This is a genomic window from Streptomyces sp. SS8, from assembly GCF_054072955.1.
The window spans coordinates 119,595-143,202 of the sequence record NZ_JBSVCZ010000011.1 but is presented as its reverse complement, the minus strand read 5'-3'; the positions used below and the strand labels follow the sequence as shown (position 1 = coordinate 143,202).

Genomic DNA, 23,608 nt, shown 5'->3' with positions numbered 1-23,608 from the left:
GGAGACAGAGTGATCGAGGCGCTCGACCACGTACAGCTCGCCGCTCCGCGCGGATCCGAGGAGGTCCTGCGCGCCTTCTACACCGGACTGCTCGGTATGGCGGAGACTCCCAAGCCGCCCGCCCTCGCGGCCCGCGGCGGCTGCTGGTTCGAGGCCGGCTCCGTCCGGCTCCACATCGGGATCGAGGACGGCTTCCGGCCCGCGCTCAAGGCCCACCCGGGTCTACGGGTGGCGGACGCCGAAGCCCTGACCGCCCTGGCCGCCCGCCTGGCGGACGCCGGGCACCCGGTCGCCTGGGACGGCTCCGTCCCGGGCGTGCGCCGCTTCCACAGCGCCGACCCCGTCGGCAACCGGCTGGAGTTCCTCCAGCCGCACGGGTGAGGAAAGCACGGAAGAGGAGAAACGGAAGAGGAGGGGAGCCCGGCCGCCGGGCTCAGCTGCGGCGGTGGCCTATCAGGCGTGGTTTGGGCTCCAGACCGTCCAGCCCGTGCCAGGCGAGGTTCACCAGATGGGCGGCCACCTCGGGCTTGTCGGGCTTGCGGGCGTTCAGCCACCACTGGCCCGTCAGGGCCACCATGCCCACCAGGGCCTGTGCGTACAGCGGGGCCAGCTTCGGGTCAAAGCCGCGCGCCTTGAACTCCAGACCCAGGATGTCCTCCACCTGGGTGGCGATGTCGCTGATCAGCGAGGCGAAGTTGCCCGTCGACTGGGCCACCGGCGAGTCCCGCACCAGGATGCGGAACCCGTCGGTGTACTGCTCGATGTAGTCCAGCAGCGCGAACGCCGCCTGCTCCAGCAGCTCACGCGGATGGCCGCCGGTCAGTGCCCCCGTCACCATGTCCAGCAGCCGCCGCATCTCCCGGTCGACCACGACCGCGTACAGCCCCTCCTTGCCGCCGAAGTGCTCGTAGACCACCGGTTTGGAGACCCCGGCCTTCGCCGCGATCTCCTCCACCGACGTGCCCTCGAAACCGCGTTCGGCGAAGAGCGCGCGACCGATGTCCAGCAGTTGCTCGCGGCGTTCCTTCCCCGTCATCCGGCGGCGGGTCCGCCGGGTGGAGCCTGAGTGCCTGCGCTTGGTACTGCTGTCGTCGGTCGCCACTCCTCCATCATGCCGCTTCGGCGGCCTCCTCCCGGCGGCGGGCGTCGATCCGCTTTCGCGACGGCCAGCGCACGTCGTACGCCCAGCCGGCCTTCTCGAACCAGCGGATCAGCCGGGCGCTGGAGTCGATCTGGCCCTTCAGGACGCCGTGCCGGGCGCAGGTCGGGTCCGCGTGGTGCAGGTTGTGCCAGGACTCCCCGCAGGAGAGCACCGCCAGCCACCACACGTTGCCCGAGCGGTCACGCGACTTGAACGGGCGCTTGCCCACCGCGTGGCAGATGGAGTTGATCGACCAGGTGACGTGGTGCAGCAGCGCCACCCGCACCAGCGAGCCCCAGAAGAACGCGGTCAGCGCGCCCTGCCAGCTCATCGTGACCAGCCCGCCGACCACCGGCGGAAGGGCCAGCGACACGGCCGTCCACAGCACGAACTGGCGGGAGACGCGACGGATGACCGGGTCCTTGATCAGGTCCGGGGCGTACTTGTGCTGCGGCGTCTGCTCCTCGTCGAACATCCAGCCCACATGGGCCCACCACAGGCCCTTGAGCAGGGCGGGCACGGTCTCGCCGTAGCGCCACGGGGAGTGCGGGTCGCCCTCGGCGTCGGAGTACTTGTGGTGCTTGCGGTGGTCGGCGACCCACCGCACCAGCGGACCCTCCACGGCCATCGACCCGGCGATCGCCAGCGCGACGCGCAGCGGCTTCTTCGCCTTGAACGCGCCGTGGGTGAAGTAGCGGTGGAAACCGATGGTGATGCCGTGGCAGCCCAGGAAGTACATGCCGACCAGCAGCCCGAGGTCCAGCCAGCTCACCCCCCACCCCCAGGCGAGCGGAACCGCGGCCACCAGGGCGACGAAGGGGACGGTGATGAACAGCAGGAGGGTGATCTGCTCGACGGAACGGCGCTGCTCGCCGCCGAGCGTGGCCGAGGGGATCGGTTCCCCGGACTCCGCGGCGGATTCGGCTGTGCTCGCTGTGTCTTGGGATTTCGTGCGAAGCACGTCCGGACTGATCGTCATAAAGAACTCTCGTTTGAAGCTGGGGGACGGGGGGGTGCGTTACTTACGGTCCCGTAACCTACGCAATCGTAAGTATGGCAGTCATGGGTGTAGGGGCAAGAGGGCCGCATGGTGGACTGGATGATCCGCACACTCCGCGGGCGGCATATCCTGGGGGTCGTCGGACAACGCGGTCCGTGACCTGCCAGAAGCATCGCCGCAAGGAGCCGCACCTGTGAGCAGTGCCGACACCTCCCCGAACCCGGTTGGCAAGAACCCTTCCCCGGCCGCGGAGGTCCCCACGGCGGGCCGTCCGGGTACCCCGGACGCCCGAAAGGAACCCAGCGCCCCCGAAGCCCCGCTCGAGGCCACCCCCGAAGCCCGTGCCGAGACCAGCGCCGCCCTGCGGGCCGACATCCGTCGGCTGGGCGACCTCCTCGGCGAGACGCTCGTCCGCCAGGAGGGCGCCGAGCTGCTGGAGCTCGTCGAGCGCGTACGTGCCCTGACCAGGACCGACGGCGAGGCCGCCGCCGCCCTGCTCAGCCGCACCGACCTCGCCACGGCCACCAAGCTGGTGAGGGCCTTCTCGACCTACTTCCACCTCGCCAACGTCACCGAGCAGGTCCACCGCGGCCGCGAACTGCGCGCCCGGCGCGCCGCCGAGGGCGGAAACCTCGCCCGCACCGCGGACATGCTCAAGGACGCCGACCCCGCCCACCTGCGGGAGACCGCGGCGAACCTCGGCGTACGCCCGGTCTTCACCGCCCACCCCACCGAGGCCGCCCGCCGGTCGGTGCTCACCAAGCTCCGCAAGGTCGCCGAGCTGCTGGAGAACACCGACCCCAACGAGCGCCGCCGCACCGACCTGCGGCTCGCCGAGAACATCGACCTGATCTGGCAGACCGACGAGCTGCGCGTGGCCCGCCCCGAGCCGGCCGACGAGGCGCGCAACGCCGTCTACTACCTCGACGAGCTGCACCGCGACGCCGTCGGCGACGTCCTGGAGGACCTCGCCGCCGAGCTGGAGCGCGCCGGAGCCCCGCTCCCGCCCGCCACCCGCCCGCTGACCTTCGGCACCTGGATCGGCGGCGACCGCGACGGCAACCCCAACGTCACCCCCGCCGTCACCTGGGAGGTGCTGCTGCTCCAGCACGAGCACGGCATCACCGACGCCCTGGAGCACGTCGACGAGCTGCGCGCGGCCCTGTCCAACTCCATCCGCATCAGCGGCGTCACCGACGAACTGCGGGAGTCCCTGGAGCGCGACCTCGAACTCCTGCCGGAGATCAGCCCCCGCTACAAGCGCCTCAACGCCGAGGAGCCCTACCGGCTCAAGGTCACCTGCATCCGGCAGAAGCTGCTCAACACCCGCGAGCGCCTGGCCGAGGGCGACCCGCACGTGCCCGGCCGCGACTACCTGGGCACCGGCGAACTCCTGGCCGACCTGGAGCTGGTCCAGAACTCCCTGCGCGAGCACCGCGGCTCGCTGGTCGCCGACGGCCACCTGGAGCGCGTGATGCGCACCCTGGGCGCCTTCGGCCTCCAGCTGGCCACCATGGACGTGCGCGAGCACGCCGACGCGCACCACCACGCCCTCGGGCAGCTCTTCGACCGGCTCGGCGAGGAGTCCTGGCGCTACGCCGACATGCCGCGCGACTACCGGCGGCGGCTGCTCGCCAAGGAACTGCGCTCCCGCCGCCCGCTGGCCCCGCAGCCCGCGCCGCTGGACGCCGCCGGAGCCAAGACCTTCGGCGTCTTCACCACCGTCCGCAGGGCGCTGGACACCTTCGGCCCCGAGGTCATCGAGTCCTACATCATCTCCATGTGCCGGGGCGCCGACGACGTCCTCGCCGTCGCCGTCCTCGCGCGCGAGGCGGGTCTGATCGACCTGCACGCAGGCTGGGCCCGCATCGGCGTCGTGCCGCTGCTGGAGACCACCGACGAGCTGCGCATCGCCGACGAGCTGCTGGACTCGATGCTGTCCGACCCCTCCTACCGGCGTCTGGTCGCCCTGCGCGGCGACGTCCAGGAGGTCATGCTCGGTTACTCCGACTCCTCCAAGTTCGGCGGCATCACCACCTCCCAGTGGGAGATCCACCGGGCCCAGCGGCGGCTGCGCGACGTCGCCCACCGCCACGGGGTGCGGCTGCGCCTGTTCCACGGCCGCGGCGGCACCGTCGGCCGCGGCGGCGGCCCCACCCACGACGCGATCCTCGCCCAGCCCTGGGGCACGCTGGAGGGCGAGATCAAGGTCACCGAGCAGGGCGAGGTCATCTCCGACAAGTACCTCATCCCCTCCCTGGCCCGGGAGAACCTGGAGCAGACGGTGGCCGCCACCCTCCAGGCCTCCGCCCTGCACACCGCGCCCCGCCAGTCCGACGAGGCGCTGGCCCGCTGGGACGCGGCGATGGACACCGTCTCCGAGGCCGCCCACAGCGCCTACCGCGCGCTGGTGGACGACCCGGACCTGCCCGCGTACTTCTTCGCCTCCACCCCCGTGGACCAGCTCGCCGACCTCTACCTCGGCTCCCGCCCCTCGCGCCGCCCCGACTCCGGCGCCGGCCTGGACGGGCTGCGGGCGATCCCGTGGGTGTTCGGCTGGACCCAGTCGCGGCAGATCGTGCCCGGCTGGTTCGGCGTCGGCACGGGCCTGAAGGCGGCGCGCGAGGCCGGGCTCGACAGCGTGCTGGACGAGGCCTACGGGCGCTGGCACTTCTTCCGCAACTTCCTGTCCAACGTCGAGATGACGCTGGCCAAGACGGACCTGCGGATCGCCCGGCACTACGTGGAGACGCTGGTGCCGGCCGAGCTGCGGCACATCTTCGCCACCATCGAGGCCGAGCACGAGCTGACGGTGCGCGAGGTGCTGCGGATCACCGGCGAGCGGGAACTGCTGGACGCCCAGCCGGTGCTCAAGCAGACCTTCGCCATCCGTGATGCCTACCTGGACCCGATCTCCTACCTCCAGGTCACGCTGCTGGCACGGCAGCGCGAGGCCGCCGAGCGCGGCGAGGAGCCCGATCCGCTGCTGGGCCGCGCCCTGCTGCTGACGGTCAACGGAGTCGCGGCGGGCCTGCGCAACACCGGCTGACGCGCGCGGCGTGCCGCGCGCCGCGTCCCGGCGGGGGCGCGGGCGGGCAGGCGAACGGCGAAGGGGCCCTCTCCCGGGTGGGAGAGGGCCCCTTCGTCCTGTCTGCGGCCGTGCGCCTCGCGCAGGACCCCTGGGGGTCAGCCCTGGGCGGCCTTGCGGCGGCGCATCACCAGGTACGAGCCGGCGCCCAGCAGTGCGGCGGCGGCCGCCGCGAGCGCGGCGACGGGGGCCTCGGAACCGGTCTCGGCCAGGTTGCCGCCCTCGCCCGTCGAGGCGCCCGGCTCCTCGCCGCCCGCGGCGCCCTCGGTGGCCTCACCGGTCGAGCCCTCGCCGGTGGAACCCTCGGTGCCGCCGGTGGTCTCCTCGCCGCCCGCGGCGCCCTCGGTGGTCTCACCGGTGGTGCCCTCGGTGGTGCCTTCGGTGGTCTCACCGGTGGTGCCCTCGGAGGTGCCCTCCGTGCTGCCGCCGGTGGTCTCCTCACCGCCGCCGGTGGTGCCCTCGGTGGTCTCACCGGTGGAGCCCTCGGTGGTCTCGCCCGTGGAGCCGCCGGTGCTGTCGGTGGCGGGGCAGGTGTGGGACAGGACGAACTTGCCCTGCGGGACCTTTCCGTCGATCTCGGCCTCGGCGCCGACGAGCTTCGCCCCGGGCTCGGAGGCCGCGTAGGCGTGCATGTCGGACGGCGGCCCGAAGTCGGTGATCGTCTGGGTGCCGCCGGGCTCGAAGGTGACCGTGAGCTTGGTGAAGACGGCCTTGTTGCCCGGCAGGACGAAGTGCCAGCCGTCCTTGTCCTCCGGAACGGTCGGGCACTCGCCCTTCTCGAACTCGGCCGCGGTGATGGGCAGCGGCTGACGCAGTTCGGGAGAGGAGGAACCCGTCGCGAACGCGGGGGCGGCCGGAGCAAGCGCCATGCAGGCGGCCGCGGCCACCGCTGCCGCACGCGTGGAAGTGAGAATGCGCATGAACTACCACCTTCGGTGGCGGGGGGCATCTTGGACGTGTGGAGAATGAGGGGGGTGGGCGTAGCTTTTCCCGCCACACGGGACCGGTCAAGCGCGGTACGCCACATCTGTCCCCATGCGTCACCTCTGCCCCAGAGGGTGTCGTGTAACAATCAGATCAATATCAAGATCAAAATGCTTAGGGGTGGGAAGGTCCGGGAGGCCGCGGCTCACAGCAGCGCGAACGCCGCCCCCAGCAGCGCGGCCCCCAGCAGCCCGGCCCCCCACGCCGTGCGCCGCATCCCCAGGCCGCCCCCGACCACCGGCGAGGCCAGCACCAGCGCACCCGCCAGCGGCAGCCACGCGTACAGCACACCGGCGGTACCGGTGCGCACCACCTCGGCCCCGCCCGGCCCGCCGGAGCCCTCCCGGCCGGGCCACAGTGCCACCGGGAGCCGCTCACCGGCCTCGTACGACACCGGCGCCTCGACGGCCACCTCCGCACGCGCGCCCTCGCCGCCGCCCTCCGGCGCGAACGGCCCCGTGCACCTCCACCCGTCGCACTCGGCGACGGTCATCGTGCCGCGCACCGCGCCGCGTTCGGCCACCGCCTGCCGGGTCCCGTCGAGGGAGACCCACACGCCGGCCATCAGCAGCACCGCCGCCACCACGCCCATCAGCGCCGCCCTCGCCAGTAGCAGCAGGCCGTACGCGCTCTCACCCGCCCGGCGCACCCGGCTGCGCCTTACGGAGGTGCCCAGGGACCCAGGAGACATGGCGGGATCCTGGGGCACCGGGAAGCGGAAGGTCAACCTCCGTGCGCCCCCGGCGTACGCCCCAAAGGCCCCGCGCTGCGGGTGCGGCCCGGTCCCGGCTCAGGAGTTGTACGTGCCCTGCGCCCGCTCCAGACCGTCCACCAGCAGGCACTCCACGGCGTCGGCGGCCCGGTCCACGAAGTAGTCGAGCTCCTTGCGCTCGGCGGAGGAGAAGTCCTTCAGCACGAAGTCGGCCACCGGCATCCGCCCCGGCGGACGGCCGATGCCGAAGCGCACCCGGTGGTAGCCGGGACCGAGCGACTTGGTGATCGACTTCAGCCCGTTGTGGCCGTTGTCACCGCCGCCCGCCTTCAGCCGCAGCACCCCGTAGTCGATGTCCAGCTCGTCGTGGACGACGACCAGATGATCCAGCGGCACCTTGTAGAAGTCGCGCAGCGCGGTGACGGGGCCGCCCGAGAGGTTCATGTACGACATCGGCTTGGCCAGCACCACCCGGCGGCTCCCGGTGCCCGGAGAGCCCAGCCGGCCTTCCAGTACCTGCGCCCGCGAGCGGTGCGTCTTGAACTTCCCCCCGATCCGCCCGGCCAGCAGATCGGCGACCATGAAACCCACGTTGTGCCGGTTCGCCGCGTACTCGGGGCCGGGGTTGCCCAGGCCCACCACCAGCCAGGGGGCGTCGGCGTCGCTCATCGTCGTCTCTCTCCTACAGCAGACCTACCGCGGACCTACGGGGGAAGCACCACGGCCGCCGGCCCGCGCCCACGGCGCGGGCCGGCGGCCGGAGAAGAAGGGGGCGAACCCCGCGGATCACTCCGCGGCGGCCTCGCCCTCGGCGGCCTCGCCCTCCGCGGGAGCCTCGGCCTGCGCGGCCAGCACGTTGAGGACGACGGTGTCCTCCTCGACGGCCAGCGAGGAGCCCTTGGGCAGCGGGATGTCCTTGGCCAGGACGGAGTCGCCGGCGGCCAGGCCCTCGATGGAGACGGTCACGGACTCCGGGATGTGGGTCGCCTCGGCCTCCACCGGCAGCGTGTTCAGCACGTGCTCCAGCAGGAACTGGCCCGGGGCCAGGTCGCCCTCGGTGTGGACCGGGATCTCGACGGTGACCCGCTCGCCCCGCTTGACGACCAGCAGGTCGATGTGGACCAGGAAGCCGCGGATCGCCTCGCGCTGCACGGCCTTGGGGATCACCAGCTCCTGGCGGCCCTCGATGTCCAGCGTGATCAGCACGTTGGAGGTCTTCAGGGCCATCATCAGGTCGTAGCCGGGAAGGGCCACGTGCACCGGCTCGGTGCCGTGCCCGTAGATGACACCGGGGACCTTCTCCTCGCGGCGGAGCCTGCGGGACGCACCCTTGCCGAACTCCTTGCGGATCTCGGCGGAGATCTTGACGTCAGCCATGACGCACTCCTCGTCTCTCAAGTCGGTTCTGTGGCGGTTGCCAGAGCTACTCGGCCACGACTGACCTGCTGCGAAGAGCGCGTCGATAACGGATCACCGTGCCACCGCGGGCACGGCTCCCTCGCCGAGCAACTCCACGAGTCTACCGCCCCGGCGAAGCGGGAGCGGACACGGCAGGGGGCGCCGCACCGGACACCCGCCCGGCACGGCGCCCCCGCCGAACCGTTACGCCTGCTCGTCGAAGAGGCTCGTCACCGAACCGTCCTCGAACACCTCGCGCACCGCGCGGGCGATCGTCGGCGCCATCGACAGCACCGTGATCTTGTCGACGTCCACCTCGCTCGGCGTCGGCAGGGTGTCGGTGAAGATGAACTCGCTCACCTTGGAGTTCTTCAGCCGGTCCGCCGCCGGGCCGGACAGCACACCGTGCGTGGCAGCCACGATCACGTCCTCGGCACCGTTGGCAAACAGCGCGTCGGCGGCCGCGCAGATCGTGCCGCCGGTGTCGACCATGTCGTCCACCAGCACACACACCCGGCCCCGCACATCGCCGACGACCTCGTGGACGGTCACCTGGTTCGCCACGTCCGGGTCGCGGCGCTTGTGCACGATCGCCAGCGGCGCGCCCAGCCGGTCGCACCAGCGGTCGGCGACCCGCACCCGGCCCGCGTCCGGCGAGACCACCGTCAGCTTGGAGCGGTCCACCTTGCCGCCCACGTAGTCCGTCAGCACCGGCAGCGCGAACAGGTGGTCGACCGGACCGTCGAAGAAGCCCTGGATCTGGTCGGTGTGCAGATCGATGGTGAGGATCCGGTCGGCACCGGCCGTCCTGAGCAGATCCGCGACCAGCCGCGCCGAGATCGGCTCACGGCCGCGGTGCTTCTTGTCCTGCCGCGCGTAGCCGTAGAACGGCACGATCACGGTGATGCTCCGGGCCGAGGCCCGCTTGAGCGCGTCCACCATGATCAGCTGCTCCATGATCCACTTGTTGATCGGAGCGGTGTGGCTCTGCATCAGGAAGCAGTCGGCGCCACGGGCCGACTCCTGGAAGCGCACGTAGATCTCGCCGTTGGCGAAGTCGAACGCCTTGGTCGGGACCACGCCGACACCGAGCTGCCCCGCGACCTCCTCCGCCAGACTGGGGTGGGCGCGGCCGGAGAAGAACATCATCTTCTTCTGGCCGGTCGTCTTGATCCCGGTCACAACACAATCTCCTTGCGAGCATCGATTCGTCGGGGCGCACCACGGTGTGCGCTTCTCACGGTACGCCCTGCCCAGCGCACTTCCGCCAGGTCATCCCTGGGCCACGGGGTCGTCGCCGTCCTCCCGCGCGGCGGCCTGGGCCGCCCGCGCGGCCGCGCTCCCGGGACGCTTGCGGGCCACCCAGCCGTCGATATTGCGCTGCTGGCCGCGCGCGACGGCCAGCGAACCGGGCGGCACATCCTTGGTGATCACGGACCCGGCGGCGGTGTACGCCCCGTCCCCGACCGTGACAGGAGCCACAAACATGTTGTCCGACCCCGTCCGGCAGTGCGAGCCGATCGTGGTGTGGTGCTTGTTCACCCCGTCGTAGTTCACGAACACGCTCGCGGCACCGATGTTCGAGTACTCGCCGATCGTCGCGTCGCCCACGTACGACAGATGCGGCACCTTCGTACCCTCGCCCACCTCGGCGTTCTTCATCTCCACATACGTGCCCGCCTTCGACTTCGCACCCAGCCGCGTCCCGGGCCGCAGATACGCGTACGGGCCCACCGAAGCGCCCGGGCCGATCTCCGCCGCCTCCGTCACCGCGTTGGACACCACCGCGCCCTCGCCGACGACGGTGTCCGCCAGCCGGCAGTTCGGCCCGACCTCGCAGCCCGCGCCCAGACGCGTGGACCCCAGCAGCTGCGTACCCGGGTGCACCAGCGCGTCCGGCTCGTACGTCACCGTCACGTCCAGCCACGTCGACGCCGGATCCACCACCGTCACACCGGCCAGCATCGCCCGCCGGAGCAGCCGGTCGTTCAGCAGCCTGCGCGCCTCCGCCAGCTGCACCCGGTTGTTGATCCCGACGATCTCCCGGTGGTCGCCCGCCACACACGCGCCCACCCGGTGCCCCTGGGCGCGCAGAATGCCCAGCACGTCCGTCAGGTACTCCTCGCCCTGGCTGTTGTCCGTGCCGATCCGGCCCAGCGCCTCGGCCAGCAGCCGCCCGTCGAACGCGAAGACCCCCGAGTTGATCTCCCGGACGGCCCGCTGCTCCTCGGTGGCGTCCTTGTGCTCCACGATCGCCGTCACCGCGCCGTCCCCGGCACGCACGATCCGCCCGTAACCGGTCGCGTCCGGCACCTCGGCCGACAGCACCGTCACCGCGTTGCCCTGCCCCGCGTGCGCCTCGGCCAGGTCCGACAGCGTCTCGCCGGTCAGCAGCGGGGTGTCGCCGCAGACGACCACCACCGTCCCCGACGGGCGCACCCCGTCGGCCGCCAGCGCCTGAAGCGCGGTGCGCACCGCGTGCCCGGTACCCCGCCGCTCGGTCTGCACCGCCGTGCGCGCCTTCGCGTCCAGCGCCGTCAGATGCTCGGTGACCTGCTCGCGGCCGTGGCCGACGACCACCACCAGCTCCTCGGGATCCAGCTCGCGGGAGGCCGCCACCACATGACCCACGAGCGACCGCCCGCAGATGTCGTGCAGGACCTTGGGCCTGGCGGACTTCATACGGGTGCCCTCACCCGCTGCGAGGACGACGACGGCTGCCGGGCGGTTGGCGCTCACGGGTGTGCCCTTCGGCTTCGGGACGGAACTTCGGACGTCTTGTGGACGGATGGCGGGACGGGCTGCCGGACCGACACGGAACCCACCCGCAGGACCACTCCCGCACACCCGGCGGCCACCGCCGGTTCACGGAAGGGACCGCGGTGAAACCGCGCGGGAAGGTGTGGTGTCATCCGCAGGATACCCGGGGGGACCCGGTCATTCCGCCGGTGCCCCCTGGCCCGGCACCGTCGCGCCGCCCGTACCGCCGGGGCCCTCCGGGCCGCCCGCGCCACCCGGGACTTCCGCGTCACCCGCGCCGTCCGCGCCGCCCGTGCCGCGCCCGGTGATCGCCGCCAGACTCGCGCGCACATGCGCCATGTGCTGGCGCACCGCCTCCCGCCGCTGCTCGTGCGCCCGCACGATCCGCTCCGTCTCCCGCTCCACACGCTCCCGCCGCAGCCGCGCCCGCGCCAGCAGCTCCGCAGCCCGCTCCTCGGCCTCCGCCTGAAGCCGCCGCGCGTTCTCCTCCGCCCCGGCCGCCTCGCGCCGCGCCCGCTCCAGAACCGCCTCACCCCGCCCCGACAGCTCGGCGACCCGCTCCTCCACCGCCGCCTCGCGCGCGGCCAGCTCCGCCTCCCGCTCACCGGCCTCCTCGGCCTGCTTCCTCTCCTGCGCCAGCAGCAGCGCCTCACAGCGCTCGGCCATCTCCCGCAACTCGCGCCCGCCGGCCTCCAGCAGCTCCCCGGCCTCCGCACGCGCCTTCGACACAAGCTCACCGGCCCGCTCCCGGGCCCGCCCCAGCAGCGCCTGCGCCGCCTCGTCCGCCTCCCGCCGCACCCGGGCCGCACCCTCGTGCGCCGCCTCACGCCGATCCCGGGCGCCGGCCTGCGCCCCCTCCAGCACCCGGCGCGACTCCTCACGCGCCCGCTCCCGCAACTCCCCGGCCTCGGCCTCCGCCTCGGACAGGATCAGCCGGGCCCGCTCGCCCAGCGCCTCGTACGTCTGCGGAGGCAGCGCGGCGACCACCCCCCGCAGCCGGTCCGCCTCCGCCTCCAGCTCACCGGCCAGCACCCCCAGCCGGGTCAGGCGCTCCCGCGCCTCCTCCAGATCCCCGTAGAGCCCGTCGGCGAAGCGGTCGACCTGATCGGGCCGGTAACCGCGGCCCCGTACGACGGCGAAACCATGAGGCGACCTGGACCTGGACGCGGACGACGCAGACATCGTGAACCCCAACCTTCACACAATCCGGCGGACATCCCACCCAGCATGCGCCATGAGACCCCACACGCCGCAACCGACACAAACCATGCGAACCCCCGCGGAAGCGTGACCCTCCCGGCACGCCCCCCGGCCGGAGGAACGGCGCGGGAACAGCGGTGCCCGGCCCCCGCGCGGCGGGGGCCGGGCACGAACACACCGGCGAAGACCGGAAAACGACGGCCGGAGGCCGCGGCGGGGTGACTACAGCAACCCGTCCCACATCTGCTCGAGCAGCACCGACCACCAGTTCTCCGGACCGGCCAGAGCCGCCGGATCCAGACACGCCAGCATCCCCTGGAAATCCACCGTCCAGCGGCCCGCCTGCTCCGGCGTCAGCCCGTACCGCAGCCGCCACATCCGGCCCAGCAGCGCCATACAACGCACGAACTCCGGCAGACCGCTGTTGACGAACTGCGCCGCCGCCGGCCCCCCGCCCGCGGGAGCCTCCAGAGGCACCGCCACGATGTGCGCCGTGCCGTACTGCACACACAACTGGCGCCCGTAGTCGTTGCCCATCACCAGATACGAGGCCGCGTCCGCCGCGGGCGCCACCCCGCGCTCCTGCGCCAGCTCCGCCAGCGTCGGCACCGGACGCCCGGGCTGCGCCTGCGCCCAGAAGAACGGACCGAACTCCACCGGCAGACCCGCCCACATCAGCGTCTGCGCCACCACGTCCGGCACACCCTGCCGGGAGACCGCACGCTGGTCGAAACGGAACACCGCCTGCGGCCCGAACGCCTGCACCAGCTCCTGCGCCACACCCTCCGGCCCGGCCGGCGGCGCCGGCTGGAGCATATGCGGCGGCGGCAGCGGCACCCGCACCGGCGCCGGACGCGCCGGACCGTCGGCCACCTGGTGCAACTCCCCCTGGTGCTCTATCAGATGACGCACTCCCTGCCGACGGGAGGCCACATCACGCCCGTACGGCGCGGTGTGGCTGATCCGCACCTGCGGCCAGGACTCCCGCACCATCCGCGCACAGTAACCACCGGGAACGTCGCAGCACTCCAGCTCCGTGTGCAGCTCCAGCACCTGCTGCGGCGGAACGTTCATCGCCCGCAGCTCGTGCAGGATCTGCCACTCCGGATGCGGAGTACCCGGAGCCGAACGGCGGATCAGCTGCTGCTCGGAACCGTCCGGCGCGCGGTAGCGCAGCACCGCCATATAGCCCGGCCCGACCATCGGCACACCGGACGGCTGCTGCGGATAGCCGTACGACGGCGCACCCGGCACAACCCCGGGCGCACCCGGCGGCGGGGGAGTACCCGGACCGGCCGGGCCGGCCGGACCGGGACCGCCGGGGCCCGCCAGCATCGTCGCCGCATGGTGCACCCCGCCGCCCGGAGCGGCCGGAGTACCCGGCGCGGGAGTACCGGCGCCACCCTGGGCCGCCACCTCGTCCGCCGACACCAACTGCGTCGGCGCATAGGCCGCACCACCGGACGGACCCCCCGGAGCAGCCGCACCCGCGCCCCCGGGACGCGCCCCCGGAACACCCGGCTCCCCGGGCGGCGGCGGCACGGACGGCCCACCGCCGCGCTTCGGCGCACGGCTGGTGGCCACATCCCCCGGCACCCCCGGAGCACCGGGCGGCTGCGGAGCACCCGGCGGCGGCGGGGGAGCACCCGGACCGGCCGGAGCGGCCGGCGGAGGAGTACCAGGAGCACCGGGAGCACCGGGGCCGCCCGCCGACGGGTCGGCCAGCATCGTCGCCGCATGGTGCACCCCGCCCGGCGGAGTCGCCGGAGCCGGCGGCCGCTGCGGCTGCCGGTCCCGCGCCCGCCCCTCGTCCCCGGCCCCCGGAACCTGCGCGGCACCCTGCGGCGAGCCCTGCGAACCATCCACCGCCGGGGCCACCGTCGTCCTCGGCAGCGCACTGCCCTCCGGCAGCAGCGCCGTCTTCGCCTCCGCGCTCCCCCCGGGCGCCCGATCCGGCCCGCCCTCCTCGTCGTCACTCCCGCTGATCGGCGGCGCGAACACCGTCACCGGCGGCCGCACCGACCCCACACCACCCCCGCTGCCGCTGGTGTCCGCCGCATCCCACGGCGAACCGGAACCGGGGTCGGAACCGGAACCGGAAACCGGCGCCGGGGGAGGCGTGGGCACGGAAGCGGAGGAGGGCGCGGGCTCCGGAGCGGACGAAGGCGCCGGCGACACGGCCGGCGACACGGAACCGCCCGACGACCCGCCCGGCCCGTCCGAACCCTCCGGACCGGCGGCCTCCCGGCGGCCCGGAATCCCCAACTGGTCCGCCGCCTCCTGCAACCACTCCGGCGGCGTCAGCAGAAACGACGTCGCCTCCAGATCCACCCGCCGCGGCGGATCCGCCGCCACCGGCCCCTCCGAAGCCCCGTACTCCTCCTCGTACCGCCGGATCACCTCACCCACCGGCAACGCCGGCCACAGCGTCGACTCACCACTGTCCCGCGCGATCACCAGCCGCTGCCGGCCACCCCCCGACGACGGACCGTCGGGACGATCCTCCGCCCACGCCACGAAACCCAGATCGAACTCCCGCACCCGCACCTCACGGTGCTGGTACGCCGGAACACCACCGTTGACCCAGCGCTCCGCACGCTCCTGCGCCTGCGCGAACGTCACCATCGAGCCTCACCCCTCCACCGGAACGGCACGCGCGAACCCGCCGTCCACCATCAGGCCGGCCACGGTCTCCAACTCCGGCGGATTACCCGCCAGCCGCAGCAGGAAGTCGTCGAAATCCGCACCGCACGGCAGCAGAAGCCCCGCCACCCGCTCCTGCACCGACAGCCCGTCCCGGTCCCGCGCATCGTCGTACGCGCAGAACCACACCGAACCCGGCGCCTCACCGCGCACCTTCACCGCGACGATCCCGCCCTGCACGAAGGCCACACCCAGGTAGTCCTTCGTCAGGTGATCCCGCAGACACTTGTTCACGTACACCAGATCATTGACCGCCGCCTCCTCACGCACCGTGAAGAACGGCTGATCCACCAGCAGCCCCAACTCCGCGTCCAGCGCCACCCCCGCCGGCGCACAACCACCCGCCGCCTTCAGGAACGACCGGTACGCCTCCGGCAGCCGGTACCCCAGAGCCTCCTCCGCGTCCAGCACCTGCTCCTCGGACACCGCCACCCCGTGCGGCACCTCGAAGTGCACCGGACGCGTCTCCTGCAGCGGCCGCGTCCCCCGCTTCCCGTGATCCACCACAGCCGTCGCCAGACCACCGTGATGCCGCAGCAGAGCCTTCACCTCCACCGGCACCAACTCCAGCCGGCGACCCCCCGCCACGTGATGCCACGTCCAGCCGTGCGGAGTCGCCACCGACGGCAACTCCGCCCACAACTCATGGCCCTCCGCATGCATCGCCGCGTTCGCCGACACATGGTCGGTCAACCGCAACTCGTCCGCACCGAAGCCCTCCGGCGGCTCCGCGATCTCCACCGCCGCACGCGCGAACGGCGAGAAATCCGGATAACCCCGCTCGTCCACCCGCACACCGCCCGGATACCGGGCAGCCCGCACCGGATCCGGAAAACGCACGACCTGACCGGCATAGGCCGCATTCGGCGGCGCGGACCCCTCCCCGGAACGAGAACCGGGAGAAACCCCCAACCCAGGCCTACCTGTCGTCATGGCGGTGCCCCCTGCTGGCAACTGGCTTACGGGCGCCGATGGGCGCTGACGAGCACAGCCTATGCGCAACCCCCGCCACCGGTCCCGCCCCGTCCACCCACCCCGCCACGCACCCCGACGATCAACCCGCCACCCCGGCACGGCACACTCACGACACGGCCCCACCGGGCCCGGACACGCCCCACGACATGCCCCGAAACCGACCCCGCTTTCCCAAAAGCCCCCGCGTTTGGCACCCTGAACCAACGCCATCGGGGGGATGCGCGGGGAGGAAACCCAACCATGCACGCCACACAACACAACACCGCCGAACACCCCTCGGACCCCCGCATCGGCTGGGGCGCACCCGACGACACCACCCCCGTCCCGCGCCACCGCCGCGACGGCATCATGCCCACCGTCGCCGCAGCCCTCTCCGTCCGCGGCCAGACCCTCACCTGCACCGCCGGAAAAGCCGACACCCCCCCGGCCCACCACCCCCTCGTCCAGGACTACCTCGACACCCTCACCACCCCCCAGCGCGAACGCCACACCGGACGCTGCCCCGAAGCCGTCCTCATCTCCCGCCACCTCACCACCACCGAAGCGGCCCGCAGCAAACGCGCCAGCCGCAAACCCCTCAGCACCGGCGAAGCCCGCAAAGCCCTCAAAGGCGCCAAGATCACCACCCGGCGCATCCGCGAGGACGGCGACCCCGCACACGGCACCTACGCACCCCCCTGCCGCTCCTGCACAGCCCTCCTCGCACACTTCGGCGTACGCCCCGTCGACCCCGCAGGAGAACGGTGAACACCCCCATCCCCCACCCCCGCGACACCACCACCCGCTTCCCCGTCCCCGTCGACGCCGCCCTCCGCGCCGCCGGCTGGACACCCGGACGCCACCACATCGCACAAGCCGAAATCTGGGCCGACACCCTCAGAGCCCACCGCTCACCCACCGGACACCAGCACGCGGTCTTCCCCGCAGCCGTCGAAGCCTGGGCCGAATTCGGCGGACTCCACATCACCAGCACCGAACCCGGCCGCCACATCGCCCCCACAGCCGTCCGCATCGACCCCCTGCACGGCCTCCACTGGCCCCGCACCCTCAACGACCTCGGACGCGCCCTCGAAACCGCCATCGCACCCCTCGGCGAGGAGGACAACGGCAACGCCCTCCTCGCCATCGACGAACAAGGCCGCGTCTACAGCATCGACCACACCGGCGACTGGTACCTCGGCCCCACCCTCGACGCCGCCCTCACCACCCTCGTCACCGGCACCAACCCCAAACGCCTCACCCGCGCCCCGGAATGACCACCGGGCCCGGCCCCGGTCTCAGCTCGGCCCGCCCCGGCCTCAGCCCCGGTCCGGAATCACCGCCGACACCCGGAAACCCCCCGCCTCCGTCGGCCCCGACACAAACCCCCCACCCAGCGCCGCCACCCGCTCACGCATCCCCACCAGACCGTTGCCCCCACTGGGCAACCCCGCACCCCGCACACCCTCCGCCGGCGCCTCGTTCTCCACCAGCACCGCCACCTCACGCTCACGACGCGCCAACCGCACCCGCGTACGCGCACCCGCCGCATGCTTGTGCACGTTCGTCAACGCCTCCTGAACCACCCGGTACGCCGTCTGCTCCACCCGCCACGCATACGAACGCACCTCCCCCTCCACCGACAACTCCACCGACATCCCCGCCGCCCGCGACTGCCCCACCAGCGCCTCCAGCTCACGCAGACACGGACCACCGGACTCCCCGGAACCCTCCCCCGGACCGTCCGGCCCCGCCGAACCCCCCATCGGGCCCCGGTCCGCGGACGCCGCGGCCACCTCCGCGGCCTCCGCCACCCGCGCCAACGGCCGCTCCGCCCCCACAGCCCCCGCCGACCCCGTCGGCCCGGCCCCCGGCACATCCCCCGACACCTGCGCGGACCCCGACGGCTTCGCCTCATGCGCCCGCAGCACACCCAGCATCGTCCGCAACTCCGTCAGCGCCTGCCGCCCCATGTCACCGATCAACACCGCGTTCCGCGACGCCTTCTCCGGATCCTTCCGCGCCACCGCCTGCAACGCCGCCGCGTGCACCACCATCAGACTCACCCGGTGCGCCACCACATCGTGCATCTCCCGCGCGATCCGCGTCCGCTCCTCGTTGCGCGCCCACTCCGCACGCTCCTCCGCACGATCCGCCAGCAGCGACAACTCCCGCTCCAGACCGTCCGCACGCTCCCGCAGACTCTCCACCAGCCGCCGCCGCGCCCCCACATACAGCCCCAGCAGCACCGGAGGGGCCGTCACACCCACCGACATCAGCACAGACACCAGCGGAACGAACCACACCGGCGGGTCATAGCCGTAGTCGTCCCGCACCACACTCCGCTGAAGCTCCACGGTCGCCACGATCAGCGACCCCAGCCCCTGCATACCGGCCAGCAGGGCGATGATCCGCCGCGGCACATCCGACGCCGCCAGCGTGTACAGCCCCACCGTCCCCAGCACGACACCCATCTGCGCCGGAGTGACCGCGATCGCCACCAGCACCACCGCGATCGGCCACCGCCGCCGCAACACCAGCGACAACCCCGCCAGCGCACCCAGCGCCACCGCCAAACCCACCGGAATGCCGGCCTCACGCGCGAACGGAACCCCCTGCGCCGCGCACTCCGCACCCGACACCAGCGCGAGCCCCACATCCAGCGCCGCACTCCGACGCCGCGTCCACCACAGCGGCCCCCGAGGCGCGTCACCCTGGTCACGGGCTTTGACACTTTCCCCCGTCTCGGTCATACCGCCCAGCCTACGACCGGCCGCCAGGGGTTTTCGGGGTGGTTCCGCACGCGGGGAAACGCGTGCCTGTCGGCAGGCGTGATGACATGCACGGTGATGAAAAAGATACTTTTCACCCGAACCACTGAATCATCCGGATTTTCGAACCACGCACGCTTTTACGGGTCCAGGATGGCGCCATGGTTCAAGCCAAGACGGAGATGAAGGAGCGCGCCCGCGCCCTGCGCCGCGCGGGCCGCACATACGACGAGATCGTGGCGGAGCTGGGGGTGTCGAAGAGCTCGGTGTCGCTGTGGGTGCGGGATCTGCCGAGGCCGAGGCGTGCGGAGCACGCCCGCGCGATGGCGGAGGCGCGTTGGGAGCCTTACCGGCGTAAGCAGGAGGTCTTGCGGCAGCAGACGAAGGCGAGGGCGGCCAACGAGATCGGTCATATGACGGACCGGGAGCTGTTCCTGGTAGGGGTCGGCCTTTACTGGGCCGAAGGGACGAAGAGCAAGCCGTACCGCCTTGATGAGCGGGTCGTCTTCGTGAACAGCGACCCAGGGATGATCACGCTGTACCTGAGGTGGTTGGCGCTGCTCGGTGTGGAGCCGGAGCGGTTGCGCTTCCGTGTCATGATCCACGAGTCGGCGGATGTCGAGCGGGCCGAGCGTTACTGGGCTGACCTCGTTGGTGTGGACGTGACCGCATTGGAGGGGACCACGCTCAAGAAGCACAACCCCGTGACGGTGCGCAAGAACACCGGCGAGGCGTATCACGGCTGCCTTACGGTGAGGGTTCTCGGCAGTGCCGACCTTTACCGTCGCATCGAAGGCTGGTGGTACGGCATAGTGGTGGAGGCCGGTTCGGGCAGCCGGGAAGGATGTCCGAATTAAGGCTTTTACTGTCCCCTGTGGTGTAATTGGCAACACTATCGGTTTTGGTCCGATCATTCCAGGTTCGAGTCCTGGCGGGGGAGCTCAAAGTTCGAATGAAGGGCCCCGACCACCGGTCGGGGCCCTTCGTCGTATCCGCGAGCGGCCCCGACGGCCCGGCGGGCCCACGCCGGGTTGAGATTGACGTAAGGGGAAAGGGCATCCTCGGGGCCGAGTCCCCTAGGGGGTGGTACCCCCTTCCTCCTACCCGTGGCTCGTCCCCTGGCAGGACGAGGGCGGGCGGATCGCTCCCTAGGCTGCTTGGTGCAGGGTGCCGCACGGGTGGGGTGGTGCTGGCCCCCGTACGTATACGGCACCGCGCACCATCGCGGTGCCGGGCCGGGCGCGGCAGGCTCTTCGCGTAAGCCGGAGCAAGACCCGGATCAGATCCAGACCAGACCCAGAGCAGGACCCAGAGCAGGACCCAGAGCAGGACCCAGTCAGTTCGGTGCCGGCCGGCGCCGAGGGCTTCGGGGAGGCCCCGGTCCGGCGCGGTCGATGACAGTTGATATAGGAGATATACCGTGACAACGGCTGTAGTGAATCCCAGGACCGGGGGCAGTGGAGGAAGTACGGCTGTTGCCGCGCGGGCGCGGCAGGTCGTCAAGGCCTACGGCGCCGGCGAGACGCGTGTGGTGGCGCTGGACCGGGTGGACGTGGACATCGCGCGGGGGGCGTTCACGGCGATCATGGGCCCGTCGGGTTCGGGCAAGTCGACGCTGATGCACTGCCTTGCGGGGCTGGACGCGGTGTCGTCGGGGCAGGCGTGGATCGGTGAGACCGAGATCACGGGGCTGAAGGAGAAGAAGCTGACCCAACTGCGCCGGGACAAGATCGGTTTCATCTTCCAGGCGTTCAATCTGCTGCCCACGCTGACGGCGCTGGAGAACATCACGCTGCCCATGGACATCGCCGGCCGCAAGCCCGAGCGGGAGTGGCTGGACCGCGTGGTGGAGACGGTGGGCCTGTCGGGCCGGCTCAAGCACCGCCCCAACCAGCTCTCCGGCGGCCAGCAGCAGCGTGTGGCGGTCGCCCGGGCCCTGGCCGCCCGGCCGGAGATCATCTTCGGCGACGAGCCGACCGGCAACCTCGACTCGCGTGCGGGTGCGGAGGTGCTGGGTTTCCTGCGGCGTTCGGTGGACGAGCTGGGGCAGACGATCGTGATGGTGACGCACGACCCGGTGGCGGCGGGTTACGCGGATCGGGTGTTGTATCTGGCGGACGGGCGCATCGTGGACGAGATGCTGCGGCCGTCGGCGGAGGCTGTGCTGGACCGGATGAAGGCGTTCGACACGTTCGGGCGGGTGTCATGACTGTTCTGAGGACTTCGCTGCGGAATTTCGTGGCGCACAAGGGCCGGATGCTGCTGAGCGGTGTCGCGGTGGTGCTGTCGGTGGCGTTCGTGTGCGGGACGCTGGTGTTCACGGACACGATGAACACGACGTTCGACCGGTTGTTCTCGCAGACGGCCGCGGATGTGACGGTTTCGTCGAAGGGCGCGGGGGACGGCGAGACTCCGGCGACGGGGCGGCCGGTGACGGTGCCGGGTTCGCTGGTGGAGGAGCTCGAGGGGGTCGAGGGGGTTTCCTCGGTCTCGGGTGGTGCGTTCAGCACGGGTGTGACGGTGGTGAACGCCGAGAACGAGAGCATGGGGTCGTCGACGGGTGCGCCGACGATCGCGAGCAACTGGACTTCCATCGACGAGAGGTCGATGGAGATCACCGAGGGCCGGCTGCCGCGTGGTCCGGGTGAGGTGATGGTCGACGCGGATACGGCCGACAGGCACGGTCTGGAGCTGGGTGAGGAGCTGCGGACGATCTCGGCGCTGGGTGACTTCCGGTCCGAGATCGTGGGTGTGGCGGCGTTCAGGTCGACGAATCCGGGCGCGACGGTTGTGTATTTCGACACCGGCACGGTGCAGGAGAGGCTGCTGGGGGATCCGGACGCCTTCACGGACGTGTATGTGATGGCGGCCGGGGGTGTGAGCGACGAGGAGTTGAAGGAGCGTGTCGTCGCGGCGCTGGGTTCGGGGGAGTACAAGGTCCGGACGCAGGAGGAGTACGCGGCGGAGAGTCAGGACGAGATCGGGTCGTTCCTGGATGTGATCAAGTACGCGCTGCTGGGTTTCGCGGGGATCGCGTTGCTGGTGGGTGTGTTCCTGATCGTGAACACGTTCTCGATGCTGGTGGCGCAGCGGACGCGTGAGATCGGTCTGATGCGGGCGATCGGTTCGAGCCGTCGGCAGGTGAACCGGTCGGTGCTGGTGGAGGCGGTGCTGCTGGGTGTGCTGGGCTCGGTGGTGGGTGTGGCCGCCGGTGTGGGCCTGGCCGTGGGGCTGATGGAGCTCATGGGCCTGGTGGGCATGAATCTGAGCACGGACGATCTGACGCTGCGGTGGGTCACGCCGGTGGTCGGTGTGGTGCTGGGTGTCGTGGTGACGGTGCTGGCGGCGTATCTTCCGGCGCGGCGTGCGGGCCGGGTGTCGCCGATGGCGGCGTTGCGGGATGACGGGCTGCCTGCGGCGGGGGGCCGGGTGGGCCGGGTCCGTTCGGGTGCGGGTCTGGTGCTGACGCTGGCCGGTGCGGGTGCGCTGGTGGTGGCGGCGGGGTCGGACGAGGCCGCCGGCGGGTCGTTGTTCCTGGGCTTGGGTGTGGTGCTGACGCTGGTGGGTTTCGTGCTGATCGGTCCGCTGCTGGCGGGCGGTGTGGTGCGGGCTCTGGGCGCGGTGGTGCTGCGGGTGTTCGGTCCGGTGGGGCGGCTGGCGGAGCGGAACGCGCTGCGCAATCCGCGTCGTACGGGGGCGACGGGTGCGGCGCTGATGATCGGGCTGGCGCTGGTGTCGTCGTTGTCGGTGGTGGGTGCGTCCTTGGTGGCGTCGGCCGGTGACGAGCTGGACCGGTCGGTGGGGGCGGACTTCATTCTGATGTCGGGTGCGGGGCAGCCGGTGGTGCCGGAGGTCGTGGAGCGGGTGCGTGCCACGGAGGGCGTGGCGCATGTGACCGAGTACCGGTGGCTGGAGGCGCGGCTGACGGGGCCGGACGGTGAGACGGTGAAGGAGTCGGTGACGGCGGCTTCCGCGACGTATGCCGAGGATCTGCGGGTGGAGACGGTGGCGGGTGAGCTGCCGGCGGCGTACGAGCGGGATTCGATGTCGGTGCCGGAGGACTTCGCGAAGGCGCACGGTGTGGAGGTCGGTGACCGGGTCGAGGTGGATTTCGCGGCCGGTGGTACGGCTGAGCTGGTGGTGCGGGCGATCACGGCGGCGGACACGAGTGTGGACCAGGGCGCGATGTACCTGAGCACGGCGACGGCCGAGCGGTATGTGCCCGAGGACCGGATGCCGCTGAACATGATGTTGTTCGCGAAGGCGGAGGAGGGCCGGGAGGATGCGGCGTACGCGGCTCTGAAGGGGGAGCTGGAGGCGTTTCCGCAGTACGAGGTCCGTAATCAGGCGGATTACAAGGAGCTGCTGGAGGACCAGGTGGGGCAGTTGCTCAACATGGTCTACGGGCTGCTGGCGCTGGCGATCGTGGTGGCGGTGCTGGGTGTGGTGAACACGCTGGCGCTGTCGGTGGTGGAGCGGACGCGTGAGATCGGTCTGATGCGGGCGATCGGGCTGTCGCGGCGGCAGTTGCGGCGGATGATCCGGCTGGAGTCGGTGGTGATCGCTCTGTTCGGTGCGCTGCTGGGTCTGGGGCTGGGCCTGGGCTGGGGTGTGGCGGCGCAGCGGCTGCTGGCGCTGGAGGGGCTGAAGGTGCTCGAGGTGCCGTGGCCGACGATCGTGGGTGTGTTCTTCGGTGCCGCGGTGGTGGGTCTGGTGGCGGCTTTGGTGCCGGCGTTCCGGGCGGGCCGGATGAATGTGCTGAACGCGATCGCCACGGAGTAGGCGGGGGTGGTCGGTAGGGGGTCTGCGGGGTTTGTGCTGCGGCCCGGTCGCGGTGGGTGCGGTGTGCGCCTGCCGGGGCCGGGCCGCGGTGCTGTGCGGGTGGGCGGGGGTGGTC

At 71.8% G+C, this 23,608-nt stretch carries 19 protein-coding genes and 1 tRNA gene; 8 read left to right on the top strand and 12 right to left on the bottom strand.

Annotated elements, in window-relative coordinates; translation table 11 throughout:
• Positions 1 to 9: 9 nt before the first annotated feature.
• The gene (locus ACW69E_RS13410; RefSeq protein WP_457498436.1) at positions 10 to 381 is read left to right on the top strand and encodes a glyoxalase; all 372 of its coding nucleotides are present in this window, start codon (positions 10 to 12) and stop codon (positions 379 to 381) included.
• Between the two features lie 52 nt (positions 382 to 433).
• On the opposite strand, the gene ACW69E_RS13405 is transcribed toward ACW69E_RS13410, so the two are convergent.
• Both ACW69E_RS13405 and ACW69E_RS13400 read right to left on the bottom strand, forming a co-directional pair.
• On the bottom strand, positions 434 to 1,102 hold the full coding sequence (locus ACW69E_RS13405; protein WP_457498435.1) for a TetR family transcriptional regulator: 669 nt from the start codon (positions 1,100 to 1,102) through the stop codon (positions 434 to 436).
• A gap of 7 nt (positions 1,103 to 1,109) precedes the next feature.
• Positions 1,110 to 2,120, bottom strand: a complete 1,011-nt coding sequence (locus ACW69E_RS13400) for an acyl-CoA desaturase (protein WP_457498434.1) — start codon at positions 2,118 to 2,120, stop codon at positions 1,110 to 1,112.
• 382 nt (positions 2,121 to 2,502) lie between these two features.
• Here ACW69E_RS13400 and ppc point away from each other — a divergent pair, with 382 nt between their 5' ends.
• Positions 2,503 to 5,190 carry a phosphoenolpyruvate carboxylase gene (gene ppc, locus ACW69E_RS13395; RefSeq protein ID WP_457498467.1) on the top strand — a complete coding sequence of 896 codons (2,688 nt, stop codon included), beginning with the start codon at positions 2,503 to 2,505 and terminating at the stop codon, positions 5,188 to 5,190.
• Positions 5,191 to 5,327: 137 nt separating this feature from the next.
• On the opposite strand, the gene ACW69E_RS13390 is transcribed toward ppc, so the two are convergent.
• The 9 genes from ACW69E_RS13390 to ACW69E_RS13350 form a co-directional block, all read right to left on the bottom strand.
• Positions 5,328 to 6,149, bottom strand: coding sequence for an LPXTG cell wall anchor domain-containing protein (locus ACW69E_RS13390; RefSeq protein WP_457498433.1), 822 nt, complete (start codon positions 6,147 to 6,149; stop codon positions 5,328 to 5,330).
• Positions 6,150 to 6,358: 209 nt separating this feature from the next.
• Positions 6,359 to 6,904, bottom strand: coding sequence for a hypothetical protein (locus ACW69E_RS13385; protein WP_457498432.1), 546 nt, complete (start codon positions 6,902 to 6,904; stop codon positions 6,359 to 6,361).
• A 99-nt stretch (positions 6,905 to 7,003) separates the two neighbouring features.
• Positions 7,004 to 7,594 (bottom strand): aminoacyl-tRNA hydrolase, encoded by a 591-nt coding sequence (gene pth / locus ACW69E_RS13380; RefSeq protein WP_457498431.1) that lies wholly within the window; start codon positions 7,592 to 7,594, stop codon positions 7,004 to 7,006.
• A gap of 117 nt (positions 7,595 to 7,711) precedes the next feature.
• Positions 7,712 to 8,302: a 50S ribosomal protein L25/general stress protein Ctc gene (locus ACW69E_RS13375; RefSeq protein WP_457498430.1), complete on the bottom strand. Its 591-nt coding sequence runs from the start codon at positions 8,300 to 8,302 to the stop codon at positions 7,712 to 7,714.
• Positions 8,303 to 8,527: 225 nt separating this feature from the next.
• Entirely contained in the window at positions 8,528 to 9,505 is a 978-nt protein-coding gene (locus tag ACW69E_RS13370; protein WP_457498429.1) for a ribose-phosphate diphosphokinase, read from the bottom strand.
• A gap of 90 nt (positions 9,506 to 9,595) precedes the next feature.
• Positions 9,596 to 11,062 (bottom strand): bifunctional UDP-N-acetylglucosamine diphosphorylase/glucosamine-1-phosphate N-acetyltransferase GlmU, encoded by a 1,467-nt coding sequence (glmU, locus tag ACW69E_RS13365; RefSeq protein WP_457498428.1) that lies wholly within the window; start codon positions 11,060 to 11,062, stop codon positions 9,596 to 9,598.
• Between the two features lie 198 nt (positions 11,063 to 11,260).
• Positions 11,261 to 12,265 carry a cellulose-binding protein gene (locus tag ACW69E_RS13360; protein WP_457498427.1) on the bottom strand — a complete coding sequence of 335 codons (1,005 nt, stop codon included), beginning with the start codon at positions 12,263 to 12,265 and terminating at the stop codon, positions 11,261 to 11,263.
• Between the two features lie 240 nt (positions 12,266 to 12,505).
• Positions 12,506 to 14,908 (bottom strand): SUKH-4 family immunity protein, encoded by a 2,403-nt coding sequence (locus ACW69E_RS13355; protein ID WP_457498426.1) that lies wholly within the window; start codon positions 14,906 to 14,908, stop codon positions 12,506 to 12,508.
• 6 nt (positions 14,909 to 14,914) lie between these two features.
• Positions 14,915 to 15,919, bottom strand: a complete 1,005-nt coding sequence (locus ACW69E_RS13350; protein WP_457498425.1) for an SMI1/KNR4 family protein — start codon at positions 15,917 to 15,919, stop codon at positions 14,915 to 14,917.
• 282 nt (positions 15,920 to 16,201) lie between these two features.
• On the opposite strand from ACW69E_RS13350, the gene ACW69E_RS13345 reads away from it, so the two are divergent.
• The gene (locus ACW69E_RS13345; protein ID WP_457498424.1) at positions 16,202 to 16,708 is read left to right on the top strand and encodes a YwqJ-related putative deaminase; all 507 of its coding nucleotides are present in this window, start codon (positions 16,202 to 16,204) and stop codon (positions 16,706 to 16,708) included.
• Positions 16,705 to 17,217: an SUKH-3 domain-containing protein gene (locus tag ACW69E_RS13340; protein ID WP_457498423.1), complete on the top strand. Its 513-nt coding sequence runs from the start codon at positions 16,705 to 16,707 to the stop codon at positions 17,215 to 17,217. Before ACW69E_RS13345 ends, ACW69E_RS13340 begins: the two co-directional genes overlap by 4 nt.
• Positions 17,218 to 17,259: 42 nt before the next feature.
• Here the strand turns inward: ACW69E_RS13340 and ACW69E_RS13335 are convergent, their stop codons facing one another.
• On the bottom strand, positions 17,260 to 18,693 hold the full coding sequence (locus ACW69E_RS13335) for a sensor histidine kinase (protein WP_457498422.1): 1,434 nt from the start codon (positions 18,691 to 18,693) through the stop codon (positions 17,260 to 17,262).
• 179 nt (positions 18,694 to 18,872) lie between these two features.
• Between ACW69E_RS13335 and ACW69E_RS13330 the strand changes: the two genes are divergently transcribed.
• The 4 genes from ACW69E_RS13330 (at position 18,873) to ACW69E_RS13315 (ending at position 23,493) form a co-directional block, all read left to right on the top strand.
• Positions 18,873 to 19,568, top strand: a complete 696-nt coding sequence (locus ACW69E_RS13330) for a hypothetical protein (RefSeq protein WP_457498421.1) — start codon at positions 18,873 to 18,875, stop codon at positions 19,566 to 19,568.
• 11 nt (positions 19,569 to 19,579) lie between these two features.
• Positions 19,580 to 19,651, top strand: a tRNA-Gln gene (locus tag ACW69E_RS13325).
• Positions 19,652 to 20,131: 480 nt separating this feature from the next.
• Positions 20,132 to 20,920 (top strand): ABC transporter ATP-binding protein, encoded by a 789-nt coding sequence (locus ACW69E_RS13320; protein WP_457498420.1) that lies wholly within the window; start codon positions 20,132 to 20,134, stop codon positions 20,918 to 20,920.
• Entirely contained in the window at positions 20,917 to 23,493 is a 2,577-nt protein-coding gene (locus tag ACW69E_RS13315; RefSeq protein WP_457498419.1) for an ABC transporter permease, read from the top strand. Before ACW69E_RS13320 ends, ACW69E_RS13315 begins: the two co-directional genes overlap by 4 nt.
• Positions 23,494 to 23,608: the final 115 nt, after the last annotated feature.